Source organism: Citricoccus nitrophenolicus, from assembly GCF_047305825.1.
GTDB lineage: Bacteria > Actinomycetota > Actinomycetes > Actinomycetales > Micrococcaceae > Citricoccus > Citricoccus nitrophenolicus.
Map to the genome: position 1 here is coordinate 2,647,276 of NZ_CP063070.1, position 14,808 is coordinate 2,662,083.

Annotated in this window: 14 protein-coding genes; 8 read left to right on the forward strand and 6 right to left on the reverse strand. The window is 70.8% G+C overall.

Annotated elements, in window-relative coordinates; translation table 11 throughout:
* Positions 1-2: 2 nt before the first annotated feature.
* From sucD to IMT31_RS12100, 5 genes are all read left to right on the forward strand, one after another.
* A complete protein-coding gene (gene sucD, locus IMT31_RS12080; protein ID WP_345359398.1) occupies positions 3-917 on the forward strand; it encodes a succinate--CoA ligase subunit alpha in 915 nt (304 codons plus the stop codon).
* Between the two features lie 116 nt (positions 918-1,033).
* Complete coding sequence (locus IMT31_RS12085; RefSeq protein WP_413542932.1) at positions 1,034-1,432, forward strand: YidH family protein; 399 nt, start codon at positions 1,034-1,036, stop codon at positions 1,430-1,432.
* A gap of 17 nt (positions 1,433-1,449) precedes the next feature.
* Positions 1,450-1,767 (forward strand): DUF202 domain-containing protein, encoded by a 318-nt coding sequence (locus tag IMT31_RS12090; RefSeq protein WP_345359404.1) that lies wholly within the window; start codon positions 1,450-1,452, stop codon positions 1,765-1,767.
* A gap of 123 nt (positions 1,768-1,890) precedes the next feature.
* Complete coding sequence (speB, locus tag IMT31_RS12095) at positions 1,891-2,871, forward strand: agmatinase (protein WP_413542933.1); 981 nt, start codon at positions 1,891-1,893, stop codon at positions 2,869-2,871.
* Entirely contained in the window at positions 2,868-4,553 is a 1,686-nt protein-coding gene (locus IMT31_RS12100) for a thiamine pyrophosphate-binding protein (protein WP_413542934.1), read from the forward strand. Before speB ends, IMT31_RS12100 begins: the two co-directional genes overlap by 4 nt.
* Here the strand turns inward: IMT31_RS12100 and IMT31_RS12105 are convergent.
* Positions 4,550-5,686 (reverse strand): VIT1/CCC1 transporter family protein, encoded by a 1,137-nt coding sequence (locus IMT31_RS12105; RefSeq protein ID WP_345359412.1) that lies wholly within the window; start codon positions 5,684-5,686, stop codon positions 4,550-4,552. The genes IMT31_RS12100 and IMT31_RS12105 overlap by 4 nt on opposite strands.
* A gap of 301 nt (positions 5,687-5,987) precedes the next feature.
* Entirely contained in the window at positions 5,988-6,422 is a 435-nt protein-coding gene (locus IMT31_RS12110; protein ID WP_345359415.1) for a pyridoxamine 5'-phosphate oxidase family protein, read from the reverse strand.
* Positions 6,423-6,666: 244 nt separating this feature from the next.
* On the opposite strand from IMT31_RS12110, the gene IMT31_RS12115 reads away from it, so the two are divergent.
* Entirely contained in the window at positions 6,667-8,337 is a 1,671-nt protein-coding gene (locus tag IMT31_RS12115; RefSeq protein WP_413542935.1) for an FAD-binding dehydrogenase, read from the forward strand.
* Between the two features lie 41 nt (positions 8,338-8,378).
* Here the strand turns inward: IMT31_RS12115 and IMT31_RS12120 are convergent, their stop codons facing one another.
* Positions 8,379-9,326: an inositol monophosphatase family protein gene (locus IMT31_RS12120; protein WP_413542936.1), complete on the reverse strand. Its 948-nt coding sequence runs from the start codon at positions 9,324-9,326 to the stop codon at positions 8,379-8,381.
* 60 nt (positions 9,327-9,386) lie between these two features.
* Between IMT31_RS12120 and IMT31_RS12125 the strand changes: the two genes are divergently transcribed.
* Positions 9,387-10,556: an App1 family protein gene (locus IMT31_RS12125; RefSeq protein ID WP_378109461.1), complete on the forward strand. Its 1,170-nt coding sequence runs from the start codon at positions 9,387-9,389 to the stop codon at positions 10,554-10,556.
* Positions 10,557-10,579: 23 nt separating this feature from the next.
* Complete coding sequence (locus tag IMT31_RS12130) at positions 10,580-11,056, forward strand: thioesterase family protein (RefSeq protein WP_345359424.1); 477 nt, start codon at positions 10,580-10,582, stop codon at positions 11,054-11,056.
* On the opposite strand, the gene gdhA is transcribed toward IMT31_RS12130, so the two are convergent.
* The 3 genes from gdhA to IMT31_RS12145 all read right to left on the reverse strand — a co-directional run bounded on the left by gdhA (position 11,049) and on the right by IMT31_RS12145 (position 14,800).
* Complete coding sequence (gene gdhA, locus IMT31_RS12135; protein WP_413542937.1) at positions 11,049-12,389, reverse strand: NADP-specific glutamate dehydrogenase; 1,341 nt, start codon at positions 12,387-12,389, stop codon at positions 11,049-11,051. The genes IMT31_RS12130 and gdhA overlap by 8 nt on opposite strands.
* Positions 12,390-12,504: 115 nt before the next feature.
* Positions 12,505-13,551, reverse strand: coding sequence for an aldo/keto reductase (locus IMT31_RS12140; protein ID WP_413542938.1), 1,047 nt, complete (start codon positions 13,549-13,551; stop codon positions 12,505-12,507).
* Positions 13,552-13,603: 52 nt separating this feature from the next.
* Positions 13,604-14,800, reverse strand: a complete 1,197-nt coding sequence (locus IMT31_RS12145) for a glycosyltransferase family 4 protein (RefSeq protein ID WP_413542939.1) — start codon at positions 14,798-14,800, stop codon at positions 13,604-13,606.
* Between the last annotated feature and the right edge of the window lie 8 nt (positions 14,801-14,808).

The following is a 14,808-nucleotide window of genomic DNA, read 5'->3' on the forward strand; positions in this document are numbered from 1 at the left end:
TCATGTCGATCTACCTGAATAAGGACTCCAAGGTCATCGTCCAGGGCATCACCGGCGGCGAAGGCACCAAGCACACCGCCCTGATGCTCAAGGCCGGGACCAACATCGTCGGCGGTGTCAACGCCCGCAAGGCCGGCACCACCGTGACCCACACGCATTCCGAGGGCTACGAGGTCGAGCTGCCGGTCTTCGGCTCCGTGGCGGAGGCCATGGAGGCCACCGGCGCCGACGTCTCGGTGGCCTTCGTGCCGCCGAAGTTCGCCAAGGACGCCGCCATCGAGGCCGTCGAGGCCGAGATGCCGCTGCTCGTGGTCATCACCGAGGGCATCCCGGTGCAGGACAGCGCCGAGTTCTACGCTCTCGCCGCCTCCCGCACGGATGCGGACGGCAAGCCGACCACCACGATCATCGGCCCGAACTGCCCCGGCGTCATCACCCCCGGTGAGGCCCTGGCCGGCATCACCCCGGCCAACATCACCGGCAAGGGACCCATCGGCCTGGTCTCCAAGTCCGGCACCCTGACCTACCAGATGATGTACGAGCTGCGTGACCTCGGCTTCTCCACCGCCATCGGCATCGGCGGTGACCCGGTCATCGGTACCACCCACATCGACGCGCTGGCCGCGTTCGAGGCGGACCCGGAGACGAAGGCCATCGTGATGATCGGCGAGATCGGCGGAGACGCCGAGGAGCGTGCCGCCGACTTCATCAAGGCCAACGTCACCAAGCCGGTCGTCGGCTACGTGGCCGGCTTCACCGCCCCGGAGGGCAAGACCATGGGCCACGCCGGTGCCATCGTCTCCGGCTCCTCCGGTACCGCGCAGGCCAAGAAGGAGGCCCTCGAGGCTGCCGGTGTGAAGGTCGGCAAGACTCCCTCGGAGACCGCCTCCCTGATGCGCGAGCTCCTGCAGGGCTGAGTCCAGGCCTGACCCACGACGCCGGCCCCCACCTTCCGCTGGAACGTGGGGGCCGGCGTCGTTCAGGTTCGGGTGGTGTGAGGGGAGGGGCGCGCGTCAGGCCTAAACTGGAGCGCATGACGACCCCAGACCCGGACGGCCCCCCGGCCCGTGGCCGATTCACCAGCAAGGTGTTCGCCGGTGGCCGGGAACCTGATCCGCGCTTCACCCTCGCGAACGAACGGACCTTCCTGGCCTGGATCCGCACCTCCCTGGCCCTGACCGCCGGCGGGATCGCGGTGGAGGCCTTCACCGGTTCCGTGTTCGATCCGCTGACCCGCATGGTGCTCGGGTCCGTCCTCCTGGGACTGGCCGGACTGCTTGCCGTCACGGCGGGGTTCCGCTGGATCCGGGTGGAACGGGCCATGCGGCACGGACGGCCACTGCCATTGCCGCTGGTGGTGCCCGTGTTGGCCACCGGGGGAGCGGTGGCCGCCGGCGTGCTGCTGGTGTTCCTGTTGCTCCGGCAGGTCTAGCGGACATGGCCCGTGGCGTGAGTCTGCACCGTGATCCCGGGCTGCAGCCCGAGCGGACGGCCATGAGCTGGGACCGTACCCTGCTGGCCTTGTTCGTGGTGGCCGCCCTGTTCCTGCGCTGGTATGCCACGGTGGGGTTGGCCTCTCTGATCCCGGCAGGGCTCTGCGGGGTGGCCGCCCTGACGATCCACCTGACCCAGCGGCGCCGGTATGCCCTGCAGTCCACCGGTCTGGCCGCGGAGCGGGTCAAGGCGGACGTCTTCGCGGTGCTGTGGACGGTGGTGCTGGTGGTGGCCGTGGCGGCGGCGGGCCTTGCCGCGATCTGGTGGCTGTGACGGGTGGATGTGTTGCCGGTCACGGGTGCTGGATATACGGTGAGTTCCACCTGGAGGCCGTGCTGCTCTGGGCCCTGGTCGGCCGTGCACGCCATGGGGTGACCGCCACCGAAAGGACCCATCATGCTGAACCGCCCCCGCGTCGTGGAGAACGGGAACCTCGGGCCGGTGAACTCCACCGTGGTCCCGCGCTACAGCGGCGCGCCGACCTTCGCACTGCTGCCCCGGCTCGATGAGATCGAGCAGTCCGGCGGGACGGCCGAGGTCAAGGTGATCGGCGTGCCCTTCGACGCCGGGGTCTCCTACCGCCCCGGTGCCCGGTTCGGACCCGGCCACGTGCGCCAGTCCTCCCGGCTGCTGCGCCCGTACAATCCGGCCACGGACACCTCTCCGTTCGCCCAGGTGCAGGTGGCCGACGCCGGCGACATGGCCGTGAACCCCTTCGACATCGACGAGGCCATCGCCGCCATCCAGGCGGATGCGATGGAGTTGACTGCGGATGGGGCCCGGCTGATGACCATCGGTGGTGACCACAGCATCGCCCTGCCACTGTTGCGGGCTGCCGCCGAGCGCGCGGGTGCCCCGGTGGCCCTGCTGCACTTCGACGCGCACCTGGACACGTGGGACACCTACTTCGGGGCCGCCTACACGCACGGAACCCCGTTCCGGCGGGCCGCCGAGGAGGGTCTGCTGGTCACGGAAGCCGCCTGCCACGTGGGCACCCGCGGCCCCCTCTACGGCCGGAAGGACAGGGAGGACGACGCGCGGTTCGGCTTCGGGATCGTCGCCTCCTCGGACATCTACCGTCAGGGCGCGGACGCCGTGGCGGCCCGGCTCGGCGAGCGGATCGGGGACCACCCGCTGTACATCTCCGTGGACATCGACGTCCTCGACCCGGCCCACGCTCCCGGCACCGGTACCCCCGAGGCCGGGGGGATGACCAGTCGTGAGCTGCTGGAGATCCTGCGGGGGCTGCGCGGGCTGAACCTGGTGGGGGCCGACGTCGTGGAGGTGGCCCCGGCCTATGACCATGCCGAGCTCACCGGGATCGCGGCAGCCCACGTGGCGTACGACCTCATCGGTCTGCTGGGTGATCGCCCTTGAGCGGGCACCGCAACGGTGGCGACCTCGTCATCGAGACCCTCGGGGCGCTGGGTGCGCGGACGGTGTTCGGGATCCCGGGGCAGCACGCCCTGGGGCTCTTCGACGCGCTGTCCCGCTCGGACCTGGAGTACGTCTCGTCCCGCGTGGAGAACAACGCCGCCTTCGCTGCGGACGGGTACTCCCGCGCCACCGGGGAGGTCGGGGTGCTGTTCCTCTCCACCGGTCCCGGCGCGCTGACCTCCCTCTCCGGACTGCAGGAGGCCTACGCCACCGCGGTGCCGATGGTGGTGGTGGCCTCGCAGATCCCTCTCTCGGGGCTCGGGGCCCGGCGCAAGGGCATGCTGCACCAGCTGGACGACCAGAAGGCCTCTGCACAGAACGTCACCAAGGCCCAGTTCAGCGTCCATCACGCCTCGGGGATCCCCTCCGCCGTCCAGGACGCCTGGGCTGCGGCAGTCACCGTGCCGCAGGGACCGGTCTGGGTGGAGATCCCGCAGGACGTCCTGCTGGGCCGGGTGCTGGTCCCACCCGTGGAGGACGCCCTCGCCGTGCCCTACGACCACCCGCCGCGGGCCGAACTCGTGGAGGAGGCCGTGCGCTGGCTGGCGGCCTCCCGCCGTACCGCGATCGTGGCGGGAGGCGGGGTGCGTCGCTCCACGCATGATGCGCAGCAGCACCTGCGCCGGGTGGCCGAGATGCTGGACGCCCCCGTGGTGTGCACCCCGGGCGGCAACACCGCGTTCCCCTGGGAACACTCGCTCTCCCTGGGTTCCTGGGTGGAGGACCGGCACGTCACGGACCTGCTGGAGGACGCCGAGGTGCTCCTGGTGGTGGGGTCCTCGCTCGGGGAGGTCACCTCCAACTACTTCACCCTGGCCCCGCGCGGACGGCTCATCCAGGTGGACGCCGAGCCCCGCGTCCTCGAGTCCAATTTCCCCACGCTGGGGGTGCGGGCGGACGCCGGTCAGGCGCTGGCCGCCATCTCCGCCGCGCTCGCCGAGACGCAGGACGCGGAGGCAGGCACTGCCCCCGGCCCGGCACCACAGGTCTCAGACTGGCACGGCAGCACCGCCGCCGCAGTGGTGGCGGAGATCAACGCGCGGGTCTCGGCACGGCTGGATTCCCAGGATCTGAGCCGCGAACGGCGGTTCATGGCCGAGGTCCGGGCCGCGGTCCCGGACCGGATGCAGACCTACTGGGACATGACCATCGCGGCCTACTGGGGGTGGAACTGCTGGGACGCACAGTCCGGGCAGTTCCATTCCGCCCAGGGCGCCGGCGGGCTGGGGTATGCCTTCCCCGCCGCCGTGGGAGGGGCCCTGGGTCTGGGCGAGCGGACGCTGGCGGTGGCCGGGGACGGCTCGGCCATGTATTCGATCGCCGAGCTGGCCGCAGCGGTCCAGCACGGTGCAGACGTGACCTGGCTGATCGTGGACGATGGCGGCTATGGCATCCTGCGCGAGTACATGGAGGGCGCCTTCGGCGGCGCCACCGCCACTGAGCTGCACCGGCCCGACTTCGTCTCCCTGGCCCGCTCCTTCGGAGTTCCGGCCGAGGAGGTCACGGTCGATGAGGTGGGCCCCGCGCTCCGCCGCACCTGGGAGCGGCGGGGGCCGGCTGTCGTGGTGGTCAGGACCCTGCTGAGGATGTGGTCTCCGAGTCACCTGGAGCCGCAGGCCTAGATGCCCGCGGTGCCGAAGAGCAGCCCCAGCACGTAGGTGACGGCCGCGGCGCCGAAGCCGATGAGCAGCTGGCGCACACCGCGGCGGAGCGGGGACGCGCCGGAGAGCAGACCCACCACGCCGCCGGTGCACAGCAGTGCGACGCCCACGAGTGCGGCGGAGAGCGCCACGGCGGCCAGACCCTCCATGCCGAACAGGTACGGGATGACCGGAATGATGGCGCCGGAGGCGAAGAAGCAGAAGCTGGAGAACGCGGCGCTCCAGGGGCTGCCGATGGCCTCGTGGTCCTCGGAGTAGTCCACCGGACCCTGTGATCCGTCCGGGTGGGCGGAGAAGGCGGGGTTGCAGTCGCAGCTCAGATGGCCCAGGCGCTCCTGCGCGCGGTGGACCGCGTCCTCCTCGCTCATGCCACGGGCCCGGTAGACGAGCACCAGCTCGTTCTCGTCCAGGTCCAGGTGCTTCGCGGCCTCGAGGGTGACCTGGGTGGGGGAGGAGGCCTCCAGCAACTCGCGCTGGGAGCGTACCGAGACGAACTCGCCGGCGGCCATGGACAAGGCCCCGGCCAGCAGCCCGGCGATGCCCGTGAACAGCACCACCGAGGTCGCCACGCCGGTGGCGCCGATGCCCATCACGAGGGCCAGGTTGGACACCAGCCCATCATTGGCGCCGAAGACGGCGGCCCGGAAATTGCCGGCCAACTGTTCGCGGCCACGGGAGGCGAGCCCGCGGACCACCTCCTCGTGGATGGCTTCGTCCGCCGCCATGGCGGGGGTGGCGTGCTGGTCCTTGGCATAGGGGGAGTCGGACTCGGCGCGCTGGGCCAGGGCCAGGACGAAGACCGAGCCGAAGAGCCGGGCCAGCCAGCGCAACAGCACCCGGTGCGGGGAGGGCCGCGGCAGGTCCTCGGCGTGTTCGCCCAGCAGGGCCCGCCAGTGGTCCTCGTGTCTCTTCTCGGCCGCTGCCAGGCCCAACAGGATGTCCCGCTCGGGGCCGTTCTTGCGTGCGGCGATCACCCGGTAGATCTCGGCCTCGGCGATCTCGTCCGCCAGGTACCGGCGCCATCGCCGAACCTGGTCCCGGGTGGGCTCGGCAGGTGGGGGCGGCGTGGGGCTGGATGGGTGCGGGGTGTTCATCGAGTTCCTCCGGGCAAGGCCTGGCCGGTGATCACCCCTTGCAGGGTAGGGATCGGCCAGGGCGGTGTCTGGCCGAAGGTCTCGCTCGCCCGGATACCGCAGGCATCCGGGTGGGGCGCCGGGCCACGCATGGGAGGCCAGTATGTCGACGCGCCGCTACATCCGGCCCCGTGGGGCCGGCGGGAACTACTCCCCCTCGACGGTCACAGTCTACCCTCCGGGTGTTCCTTCCTCGAACGCACTGGGCCCCCGGCGAAGCGTCAGCTGCCGGGGGCCCAGAGGTTTGGTGTGCGTCCTACTGCTAGTCGAAGCGCTCTGGATGCTCACCGAAGATGAAGTGCCTGCCGGTCACCCGGCTGACGTCGACCTCTATGTAGAAATCCTTATACGTGGGGACCCAGGGGTCAATACCCAGTGACTCGGCGAACTCGACTTCCTCCTCCGTCTCCAGTACCCGGGCGGTGCCGCGGGCCAGTACAGACCACGCCTGGTCCGAGAGGATGCCGTCCGCCTCCACGAGGATCTTGGGGTTGATGGTCAGTTCGGCGAGTTTGTTGCCCGGGGCGGAGCGGAAGTAGATCTTCTGGTCCCGGGCCACGATGTTCACGGGGACCAGGTCCAACTCGTCACTCACCCGCAACCCGAGCCGGCCGTGCCGGGTGTTCTCCAGGAGCTGCCAGCACTGCCCCTCGTCCAGGACGAGGATGGCCTCGCCGTCGGGGTGTTCGAACATCATGGCCCGGTCTCCTTCGGTCTGACGGTCCTGCCCGGTCGATGGGTGCTCCCATTCTCCCGTGCCCGCCACATTCCTGCTAGGGCTGGGCGGGGCCTACTCCCAGCGTGGTCATGGCAACGGGGCCCACGGTGGTGACAGGCCACCGGTGAAGGGCCGGCCGGCGCCCTCGGCGCCCTCGTGAACCGACGGTGGGGCGCCGGAGCTACTGGTGGACCGGAGCCCCCGCGCCCCTAGGATGTGAGGTATGACACATGCTGACGCTGTGGTGGTGGGCCATGGGCTCGCGGGCCTGGTGGCCGCCACCGAGCTGCTGGCCGCCGGGCGACACGTGGTGCTCGTGGACCAGGAGCGCCCGGGTGACCTGGGCGGGCAGGCATGGTGGAGCTTCGGCGGCCTGTTCCTGGTGGACTCACCCGAACAGCGGCGGCTGCGGGTGCGCGATTCCCTGGAGCAGGCGTGGGAGGACTGGCAGGCCACCGCGGCCTTCGACCGGCCCGAGGACGAGCTGCCGCGGGCCTGGGCCCGGGCCTACGTGGAGTTCGCGGCGGGGGAGAAGAGGTCCTGGCTTCGCCAGCGCGGCCACCGGATCTTCCCGGTGGTCGGCTGGGCCGAGCGCCGGGCCGTGCTTGGGGGACCGGGGAACTCCGTGCCGCGCTTCCACATCACGTGGGGCACCGGCCCCGGGATCGTGGAGTCCTTCGCCGGCGAGGTGGAGCAGGCTGCCTTCTATGGCCGGCTCACCGTGCTGCACCGGCACCGGGTCGAGTCGGTGGACACCTCCGGCGGGGTGGTCGCCGGGGTCTCCGGCAGCGTCCTGGCGCCCGACGGCGGCCCCCGGGGCTCCTCCTCCAACCGCACGCCGACCGGTGCGTTCCGGATCGAAGCGCCCACGGTGCTGATCGCCACCGGCGGCATCGGCGCTGACCATGCGGCCGTCCGCGATCTGTGGCCGGGGAGGCTTGGCGAGCCTCCGGCGCGGATGCTCTCCGGGGTGCCGGCCTTCGTGGACGGGTCCGGACTGCGGGCGGCCACCCGGGCTGGAGGGGCAGTCATCAACCCGGACCGGATGTGGCACTACACGGAAGGCATCGCCAACCACTCACCGGTCTGGCCGGACCACGGCATCCGGATCCTGCCGGGGCCCAGCTCGCTGTGGCTGGACGCCACCGGCCGCCGCCTGCCGGGCCCCCTGTGGCCGGGCTTCAACACCCTGGACACACTGGCCGAGCTGCGCCGGAGCCAAGGCGGCAGGCCCACCGCCGGCCATGACCATTCGTGGTTCATCCTCAACCGCCGCATCATCGGCAAGGAATTCGCCCTCTCCGGCTCGGAGCAGAACCCGGATCTGACCGGACGCTCGGTCCGCGAGGTCATCGGCAGGGCGCGCCAGGACGTTCCCGGCCCCGTGCAGTCCTTCCTGGACCGGGGCGAGGACTTCGTGCAGGCCCGGACCGTACCCGAGCTGGTGGCAGCCATGAACGCACTGACCGGCGAGGACCTGTTGGACGCCGAGGCCGTGGCGGCCGTGGTCCGGGAGCGGGACCGGGGCGCGGGGCAGCCCGGGGCCGACGCCCAACATGATGCGGTCCGGTCCTCCCGGCGGTTCCTCGGCGACCGGCTCGTCCGCACCGTGGTCCCGCACCGGCTCGAGGATCCGGCGGCCGGGCCGCTGATCGCCGTGCGGCTGCGGGTGCTGACCCGCAAGACCCTGGGGGGACTGCACACCGACCTCGGTTCACGGGTCCTGGACGGATCCGGCCGGCCGGTCCCGGGGCTCTACGCGGCCGGAGAGGCCGCCGGATTCGGCGGCGGTGGGATGCACGGCTACCGAGCCCTGGAGGGTACGTTCCTGGGTGGCTGCCTGTTCAGCGGCCGTGCCGCCGGGCGGCAGATGGCCGCGGACCTGGCGGACTGAGTGGGTGGACTGAGTGGGTGGACTGACTGGGGGACTGACGCTCAGCGCGTGTATCCGGCCGCACGGCGGTCCGTGACGGTCTCCTCCAGCACGCGCACCGCCGTGGGCGCGGTACGGCCAGGGGCCACTGCCACGTAGCACGGGGCCAGGTACGCGGGGCGGCGCTCCGGGCCGTGGGTGTCATAGAACAGTCCCAGGTAGTGACCGCCGGCGCGCCTCACGAGCAGTTGGCCGACCCCCACGTCCCACGGGTGGGTGTCCACCCCCAAGGTCACGTCCGCCCAGCCGATCGCCGTGTAGGCCAGTTCCAGGGCCCCGGAGACGGTGCGGCGAACGGTGGCGTAGGAATCCACCAGCCGCCCGAAGCGCTCCAGGGCCACGGTTCCGTCCACCGCCAGGGCCTCGGCCGAGGGGTAGGAGGTCACGAGGTTCAGGGCGGACTCGGCGCGAGGGGCACCGTGATCCTCGGCGGCCCCGGCAGCCGCCGCCGTGGTGCCGAAGCGTTCCCCGTTGAGATATGCCCCGGCATCGTCGGCGGAGAACTCGAGCCCGTTAACGGGGTCCAGCACCACGCCGGCCACCACCTCGCCGTCCACGGCGGCCGCGATCGAGAGGGAGAACATCGCGAAGCCGTGGGCGAAGTTGGCGGTGCCGTCGATCGGGTCGACGATCCACTCGAGCCGGCGTGGGCCGGCGTCGTCTCCGGCGTCGTCCCCGGCATCGGCCCCAGCTCTGGTGTCGGAGCCCGTGCCGCGGACTCCGCCCTCCTCGCCGACGAAGCGGCTGCCGGGCACGGCCTCGCCGAGGAGGCGCACCAGCTCGTCCTCCGTGGCGCGGTCATGCACCGTGACCAGGTCATGGGTGTTGCGCTTGGTGGACAACTGGAGTCCGTCCGGCGCGGCGCGGAAGGCCTCGGCAAGCCGGGGGGCGCAGGCGGTGGCGGCCTGGATGGCCATGCGGCGCAGTTCGCCGGGAGAGGGGAGGGACATGTCGCCAGCCTAACGGCCACCGATGCGGGGTGGGCCGGCGTGGTGGTGAATACTGGAGACATGGCCGAGAGGACCCCCGCACCGCACACCACCGCCGAGGACGTGCCCCCGTCCCCCCTGCTCGAGGAGCGGGACGTCCTGATCACCGAGCACGTGGCGACGATGCTCCAGGACCGGTGGCATGCCTTTCGACGCAAGTCCGCCGTCCGCCGCGGCCACATGCCCACGGTCATGTCCTTCACCGGGTACGGCACCACCGGCTGGGTGCGGGTGCTCTCCCGCGTGGTGATGGCCCCGGACGAGGCCTTCGTGAATGGCCGGAGACTGGCCAAGATGGTCGAGGACGGGGTGCGTGGGTGGCACAACTTCACCTCTCCCCCCGTGCCCTACGCCCTGGTGGAGATCACCGCCGGCGGTCAGACGTTCTCCGTCCGGGCGGACCGCGGGGGCGTGGTGGACGCCGTGGTCGAGGCGGACATGGAGCCGGGCTGGCAGAGCGTCACCCTACAGTCCAACGGCAGCGAACCCTCCTTCACGGACGTGTACATCGTGGACGACCATGTGGTCACGGGCGTGGTCTCGGACGTCGATGACACCGTGGTGGTGACGTACCTGCCGCGCCCCTTCCTGGCCGCCTGGAACTCCTTCGTCCTGGACGAGCACGCCCGCACCCCGACGCCGGGTATGGCCGTGATGCTGCACCGGTTGCTGGACCAGCAGCCGGCCTCCCCGGTCATCTACCTCTCCACGGGGGCGTGGAACGTGGCCCAGACCCTGTCCCGCTTCCTCTCCCGCAACCTCTACCCCTTCGGCCCGCTGCTGTTGACCAGCTGGGGGCCCACGGAGGACCGCTGGTTCCGCTCCGGCCTGGAGCACAAGGTCACCCAACTGGACCGCCTGGCCCGGGACTACCCGGACGTCCGGTGGCTGCTGATCGGGGACGACGGACAGCACGACCCGGAGATCTACGCCGACTTCGCACGCCGCCACCCGGACAAGGTGCGCGCCATCGTCATCCGCCAGCTCACCCCCTCCCAGGCGGTGCTGGCCGGTGGCCGCGCCGAGGACCCCCGGGACAGTACCCCGGGCGTTCCGTGGTGTTATGGACCGGACGGCGCGGACCTGGCCCGCCAGCTCGAGGGGCTGGGGATCCTGGACGCCGGCCGGGCGGAGGCGAACCCGCAGACCTGGCCGCTGACGTCCCAGCTGCCCGTGGTGGCAGCGGAATGACGGGTGAGACGGGTGAGACGGGCATGACCGGGACGGTAGGCCCCAGGCCCGACGGCGGCGGGCCCGGAGTGCGCGTGGACGTCGCCCTGCGGTGGGGTGACATGGATGCCTACGGACACGTGAACAACGTCCGGATCGTGTCCATCCTGGAGGAGGCCCGCATCCAGGCCTTCGGTGTCCCCGCCGGCACGGGAGCGCCCGGGGTCCCTGCCCCGGTCTCGATGCTGGACGGGGTGCCGGACACCGTCCAGACGCTGATCGCCGAACACCGGATCCGCTACCGCAGGCCCCTGGCGTACCGGAACATCCCGGCCCAGGTGTGGGTCTGGGTGGCGGCGGCCAAGGGCGCCTCGATCGAGGTGGCCTATTCGGTCCGGGACGGGATGGACGGGACCGAGTGCGTCACGGCCACCACCACCATGGTCTTCGTGGACTCGGTCACCGGCCGTCCCGTGCGACTGAGCGAGGCTCAGCGTGAGGGCCTGCAGAACCTCAGATGACTCCCTGGGCCAGCATGGCGTCGGCGACCTTGACGAAGCCGGCGATGTTGGCGCCCGCCACGTAGTTGCCCGGGGTGCCGTACTTGTCCGCGGTCTCGAGGCAGCGATCGTGCAGGTCGATCATGATCTGCTCGAGCTTGTCATGCGTGTGCTCGAAGCTCCAGGTGTCCCGGGAGGCGTTCTGCTGCATCTCCAGGGCAGAGGTGGCCACGCCACCGGCGTTGGCCGCCTTGCCCGGGCCGAAGAGGGTTCCGGACCGGATGAACAGCTCGGTGGCCTTCTGGGTGGAGGGCATGTTCGCGCCCTCGGCCACGGCCAGCAGGCCATTCTCGACCAGGGTCTTGGCGGCCTTCTCGTCCAGTTCGTTCTGGGTGGCGGAGGGCAGGGCCACGGTGCCGGCGACGTCCCAGACGGATCCCTCGGCCACGAAGCGGGTCCTTCCGCCGCGCTGCTCGGCGTACTCGGAGATGCGGCCGCGCTGGACTTCCTTGATCTCCCGCAGCAGGTCCAGGTCGATCCCGTCCTCGTCCACCACATAACCGGAGGAGTCCGAGGCCGTGATGGCGGTGGCGCCGAGCTGGTGGGACTTGGCGATCGCGTTGAGGGCCACGTTGCCGGAGCCGGAGACGATCACCGTCTGACCGTCCATGGACCGGCCCTTGGTGCGCAGCATCTGGTCAGCGAACATCACGGCGCCATAGCCGGTGGCCTCCGGACGGACCAGGGAGCCGCCCCAGGACATGCCCTTGCCGGTCAGCACGCCCGACTCGAAGCGATTGGTGATGCGCTTGTACTGGCCGAAGAGGTAGCCGATCTCCCGGGTCCCCACGCCGATGTCTCCGGCAGGGACGTCCGTGTACTCGCCGATGTGGCGGTACAGCTCGGTCATGAACGACTGGCAGAAGCGCATGATCTCGGCGTCTGAGCGGCCAGCCGGATTGAAGTCCGAGCCGCCCTTGCCGCCGCCGATCGGCATGCCGGTCAGGGCGTTCTTGAAGACCTGCTCGAAGCCGAGGAACTTGATGATGCCGAGGTAGACGGAGGGGTGGAACCGCAGGCCGCCCTTGAAGGGGCCGAGGGCCGAGTTGAATTCCACCCGGAAGCCGCGGCTGATCTGCACCGAGCCGTTGTCATCCACCCAGGGGACACGGAAGATGATCTGGCGTTCGGGCTCGCACATCCGGCGAAGGATCCCCGATTCGACGTATTCGGGGTGGCGGTTCACCACGGGGCCAAGGGCTCCGAAGACCTCGGTCACGGCCTGGTGGAACTCGCTCTCGCCGGGATTGCGGCGGAATACTTCGTTCCGCAGGGTCTCAAGACCGTGTTCCATGTCCGTCCTCGCTTTCCTCAGTGGCTTCCCCTTTCAGGGCGGGCATCCCCGGTCAGGGTGCGGCCGGGACCACTGTACCGGCACGTCGGTGAACAGTGGAAAGCGTGACGGAGCCTCAGGAGAGCGCCGGTGCGTCCTCCGTGTCGATGGTCGTGCGCTGCTGCTCTGCGTAGCGGTGCCCGTGCACCGTGCCATGGTTGATGATCGCGCCGACGCGGGCAACGTCCTCCGGGGCGAGCACCACCTGCTCAGCCGCGCAGTCCTCCTGAAGGTGCGCGGCCGACGTCGTGCCGGGGATGGCGAGCACATCTGGACCCTGGGCGAGCAGCCAGGCGATGGACAACTGCGCCGGCGTGATGCCCAGGCGGCCGGCCTCGGCCCGGAGGCGGTCCAGCAACGCGAGGTTGGCCGGGTAGTTCTCGGCGGAGAAGCGCGGCATGCGGTGGCGCATGTCCCCCTCGGGCAGCGCTGAGGGGTCCCGCAGGGTGCCGGCGAGGAACCCGCGTCCCACGGGGGAGAAGGCCACGAAGGCGGTCCCGGTGCGGCGGCAGGCATCCAGCAGGCCCCATTCGGGGTTGCGCGTCCACAGGGAGTACTCGTTCTGCACGGCGGCCACGGGGTGCACGGCGTGGGCCCGCTCCAGGGTGGCAGCAGAGATCTCGGAGAGGCCGTAGGCGCCGATCTTCCCGGCCTGGATCATCTCCGCCAGAGCGCCGGCGCTGTCCTCGACGGGCACCTGCGGGTCGAGCCGGTGCAGGTAGTAGAGGTCGATGGACTCCGTGCCGAGGCGGCGCAGGGAGTCCTCGACCTGGCGCCTGAGGGTCTCGGGGCGGCCGTCCACCCCGCCCTCCGGACCGCCGGTGAGCCCGCCCTTGGAGGCCAGGAGGACGTCCTTGCGGCGGGCGCCGAGGGCGCGGCCCACGAGTACCTCGTTGCGCTCGGTCCCGTAGAGGGTGGCGGTGTCGAAGTGGTCCACCCCGGCGTCCAGCGCAGCGTGGATGAGAGCCACGGAGTCCTCGTCCGAGGGGAAGTTCGAGTACCCGTGACTGAGGTTCATGCAGCCGAGGCCCACGGGGCGCACGGTGCGTCCGGCGAGGCCGCGGGGTGTGGAGAGATCAGTGGTGCGGGGGATGGAGAAGTCGGTGCTGTGGGCGGAACTCATGATTCGAGGGTAGGACAGGTGGCGGGGGATTCTGCTACCGCTACCGCTACCGCTACCGCGGCAGGAGCCAGCCGTCCCAGCCGGAACTCTGTTCCAGGTAGGTGCGTACGTACACGTCGTTCTGCCGGGTCCGGACGCGGATGGCCCGCTCGTAGTAGCCGACGAGCTGTTCGCACAGCACCGGCCAGGTCCGGCCCTGCACCGTCTGGAAGGCGGACTCGGCGAAGGCCCGTCGCTTGACGTCGTCGTACACCAGGTCCCTGACGCGCTCGCGGAGCTCGTCGAGGTCGCCGGGACGGTAGAGCCACCCGGTGCGGGAGGCATCCACCAGGTCCAGCGGGCCGCCGCGGCCCACGGCCACCACAGGCACTCCGGACGCCATGGCCTCCTGGATGGTCTGGCAGAACGTCTCGGATTCCCCGGGGTGCACGAACAGATCGAAGCTGGCCACGTGGCGGGCGAGGTCCTCCCCGCCCTGGAAGCCGGCGAAGTGGGCCCCGGGCAGCCTTCTCCTCAGGGAGTCCTTCAGCGGTCCCGAACCCACGATCACCAGCCGGGTCCCCGGCAGGTCGTTCAGCACGGCGAGGTCCTCCACCTGCTTCTCGGAGGCCAGCCGCCCGACGAAGCCGATCAGTCTCTCGCCGTTCGGCCCCAGTTCCGTCCGCAGTGCCTCGTCCCGCCGGGACGGGTGGAACCGGGCGGTGTCCACGCCGCGGCGCCATAGGTGCACGCGCTGGACGCCGCGCTCGTGCAACTGGTCCATGCAGAAGCTCGACGGTGCCACGGTGAGGGTGGCGAGGTCGTGGATGCGCTCCACATGCTGCCAGAGCACGTCCTCGAGCCAGGGGAATCCGTACCGGGCCGCGTAGTTGGGAACCTCGGTCTGATAGATGCAGACGCTCGGCAGGCCCAGGGAGTTCGCGGCCTGCACCGCGCGCCAGCCGAGGACGAACGGGGAGGCGATGTGGACCACGTCGGGCTGGAAGTTCGCGAGGATCCGGCGCACCCGGTTGACGGTGCCCGCGGCCACCCGCACGTTGGTGTAGCCCTGCAGCGGGATGGAGGGCAGACGGTGGACGGGATAGCCCTCCACCTCGGCCGGGGCCTCGTCCTCCATCCACGAGGAGGAGGGGGCGATCACCAGGACGTCGTCCCCGCGGCTCCTCAGGTGACGCAGCACCTGGAGGATGGAGTGGGTGACGCCGTTCATGTGCGGCAGGAAGGATTCAGCGACCACTGCGACTCTCACAGATCCAG